This is a genomic window from Mesorhizobium sp. M7A.F.Ca.US.002.01.1.1 (assembly GCF_004022955.1).
Classification (GTDB): domain Bacteria; phylum Pseudomonadota; class Alphaproteobacteria; order Rhizobiales; family Rhizobiaceae; genus Mesorhizobium; species Mesorhizobium ciceri.
On record NZ_RZQE01000598.1, the window covers coordinates 1 to 3,035 of the forward strand.

Annotated in this window: 2 protein-coding genes and 1 pseudogene; all 3 read left to right on the plus strand. The window is 60.0% G+C overall.

Annotation, left to right across the window (positions count from 1 at the left end):
* A pseudogene (locus EN932_RS32600) lies at positions 1–335 on the plus strand (PrkA family serine protein kinase); the annotation flags it as partial.
* A gap of 17 nt (positions 336–352) precedes the next feature.
* Complete coding sequence (locus tag EN932_RS32605) at positions 353–1,663, plus strand: YeaH/YhbH family protein (RefSeq protein WP_013529361.1); 1,311 nt, start codon at positions 353–355, stop codon at positions 1,661–1,663.
* Positions 1,664–1,671: 8 nt separating this feature from the next.
* Positions 1,672–3,035 (plus strand): SpoVR family protein (locus EN932_RS32610; protein ID WP_128369385.1); only part of this gene is annotated, 1,364 nt, incomplete at its 3' end.

The window sequence follows — 3,035 nt, forward strand, 5'->3', positions numbered from 1 at the left end:
ACAACGAGCTTTCACAGGTCGAAAAACCGGCCGGCATCGCCAATCCCAAGGACTTCCGCAATGAGGTGGTGAAATTCACCCTGCGCGCCCGTGCAAGAAACCATGGCCGCAACCCGGCGTGGACAAGTTACGAAAAGCTGCGGGAAGTCATCGAAAAACGCATGTTCGGCCAGGTCGAGGACCTCCTGCCGGTGATCAGTTTCGGCTCCAAGCAGGACAGTGTCACGGAAAAGCGGCACAATGAATTCGTGCAGCGGATGGTCGAGCGCGGCTACACCGAGCGGCAGGTGCGTCGCCTTGTGGACTGGTACATGCGGGTGAACAGGGCGGGTTAGAGAACCCGGATGGTTCCATGCCGATCTTCATCGACCGCCGCCTGAACCCGAAAGACAAAAGCCTCGGCAATCGCCAGCGCTTCCTGCGACGCGCGCGCGAGGAATTGAAACGCAGCATACGCGATCAGATCCGCACCGGCAGGATCACCGACGCGGATTCCGAGCATGCCGTGCGCATGCCCGAAAGAGGCACAAGCGAGCCGAGCTTCAACAACGCCCGCGACAGCGGCAGGCGCCAGCACATCTTGCCGGGCAACAGGCATTTCTCCGCTGGAGACCTGATCCCCAAGCCCGGCGGGGGCGGCGGGGGAGCATCGTCGCCGGGAAACAAGGCATCTGAAGACGACTTTCGTTTCGTGCTGTCGCGCGAGGAAGTGCTCGATCTTTTCTTCGAGGATCTCGAGCTCCCGGACATGGTCAAGCTCAACCTCAAGGAGATCCTTGCCTTCAAGCCGCGCAGAGCCGGCTTCGCCGCCACAGGTTCGCCGACCAACATCAATGTTGGCCGCACGATGCGCAACAGCCACGGCCGCCGCATTGCGCTGAGGCGCCCCAAGCAGGTCGAACTGGATGCGATCCTCGAGGAAATCGCCTCGCTCGAGTCGACGCCATCCAGCGCCGACGCGCGCCAGCGTATTGCGGCATTGCGCGAAGAACTCGACCGGCTGGAACGCCGCCGCCGCCGGATTGCCTATGTCGATCCGGTCGACATCCGCTTCAACCGCTTCGATTCCCGGCCGGTGCCGAACGCCAATGCCGTCATGTTCTGTCTTATGGACGTGTCCGGGTCCATGGGCGAGCGCGAGAAGGATCTGGCCAAGCGCTTCTTCGTCTTGCTGCACCTGTTCTTGAAACGGCGCTACGACCGCATCGAGATTGTCTTCATCCGCCACACGCACCTGGCTCAGGAGGTCGACGAGGAAACATTTTTCTACAACACCCAAAGCGGCGGCACCGTCGTTTCCACCGCGCTGGAGGAAATGCACCGTATTATCACCAGCCGCTACCCGGCCCATGACTGGAACATCTATGCCGCCCAGGCCTCGGACGGCGACAATTTCGCCGGCGATTCGGAGCGATGCATTTCGCTGCTCAATGGCGAGCTCATGCGGCTGTGCCAGTATTTTGCGTATGTCGAGATCATCGACGAGCGTGAAGCTCATATTTTCGGCTCGACAGAAAACGGGACATCGCTGTGGCGTGCCTACAACTCCATCGACCAGAAATGGCCGAACTTCCAGATGAGCCGCATCGCCACACCCGCCGATATCTATCCGGTTTTTCGCCAGCTCTTCGGCAGGCAACCGGCCGCCCTCAAGAGGGCATGAGGTTCCCGATGGCCAGACAAGCGAGCAAATCCAGCCTGCTTTTTTCAGGGTCCGACTGGGATTTCAAAACATTGTCGCGGGCCTATGACGCTATCGAGGCACTTGCGGTCGAAGAGCTTCATCTGGACACCTATCCCGTTCAGATGGAGATCATCTCGTCGCAGCAGATGCTCGACGCCTATTCGTCCATCGGCATGCCATTGATGTACCGTCACTGGTCTTTCGGCAAACATTTCCTCCACCAGGATTTGCTCTATCGCAAGGGCGGGCGGGGGCTTGCCTATGAACTGGTCATCAATTCCAATCCCTGCATCGTCTATCTGATGGAGGAAAACACCATGGCCCTGCAGGCCCTGGTGACGGCCCACGCAGCGCTCGGGCACAATCATTTCTTCAAGAACAATCAGCTGTTCAAACAGTGGACGGATGCGGGTGCGATCCTCAGCTACCTGGACTTCGCCAAGGGCTACATAGTCCGTTGCGAGGAGCGGCACGGCCTCGCCGCCGTCGAGGCTGTTCTCGATTCCGCCCACGCGCTGATGGATCAGGGCGTGTTTCGCTATCACCGGCCGCCGAGGTTGTCGTCGGAACGGCAACGCGAAGGAATTCGCGAGCGTCTCGAATACGAGGAGCGCTCCTACAACGACTTGTGGCGTACGCTGCCGGCCTCGCAGCAAGCGGCCAACGACAAGGGCCAGGACCCAGAGTGGAAGAAATCGCTCAATCTGCCCGAGGAAAACCTGCTCTATTTCCTGGAAAAGAACAGCCCAGTCCTGGAACCCTGGCAGCGCGAGATCATCAGGATCGTTCGTGTCATCGCGCAATATTTTTACCCGCAACGGCAGACACAGGTGATGAACGAAGGTTGTGCCACTTTCGTGCACTATACGCTGATGAACATGCTGTTCGACCGCGGCCAGATCAGCGAAGGCGCCATGCTCGAAATCCTGCGCAATCATTCCAACGTGGTCTTCCAGCCGGCCTTCGACGATCCGCGTTTTTCAGGCATCAACCCCTATGCTCTCGGCCTCGACATGATGCAGGACATTCAGCGCATCTCGACCGAACCCACGGCCGAGGACCGCGATTGGTTCCCCGACATGGCCGGCCAGGGCAACTGGCGCGAGGTCCTGCTGGACGCCTGGGCCGAGCATCGCGACGAATCCTTCATCCGCCAGTACCTCAGCCCGGCCTTGATCCGGAAATGGCGGTTTTTTGTGCTCGGCGACGCTGCCGACCAGCCGCATTGCCTGGTCGCGTCCATCCACGATGAGCGCGGCTACGCCAAGATACGCGCCGCGCTCGCCAACAGTTATGATCTCGGCGCGAACCGGCCGGACATTCAGGTGGTGGATGTCGATCTGCTCGGCGA

Bases quoted from the DNA above. Each gene is read 5' to 3' on its own strand.
- EN932_RS32605 (WP_013529361.1), top strand. From the start codon at position 353: ATGCCGATCTTCATCGACCGCCGCCTGAACCCGAAAGACAAAAGCCTC.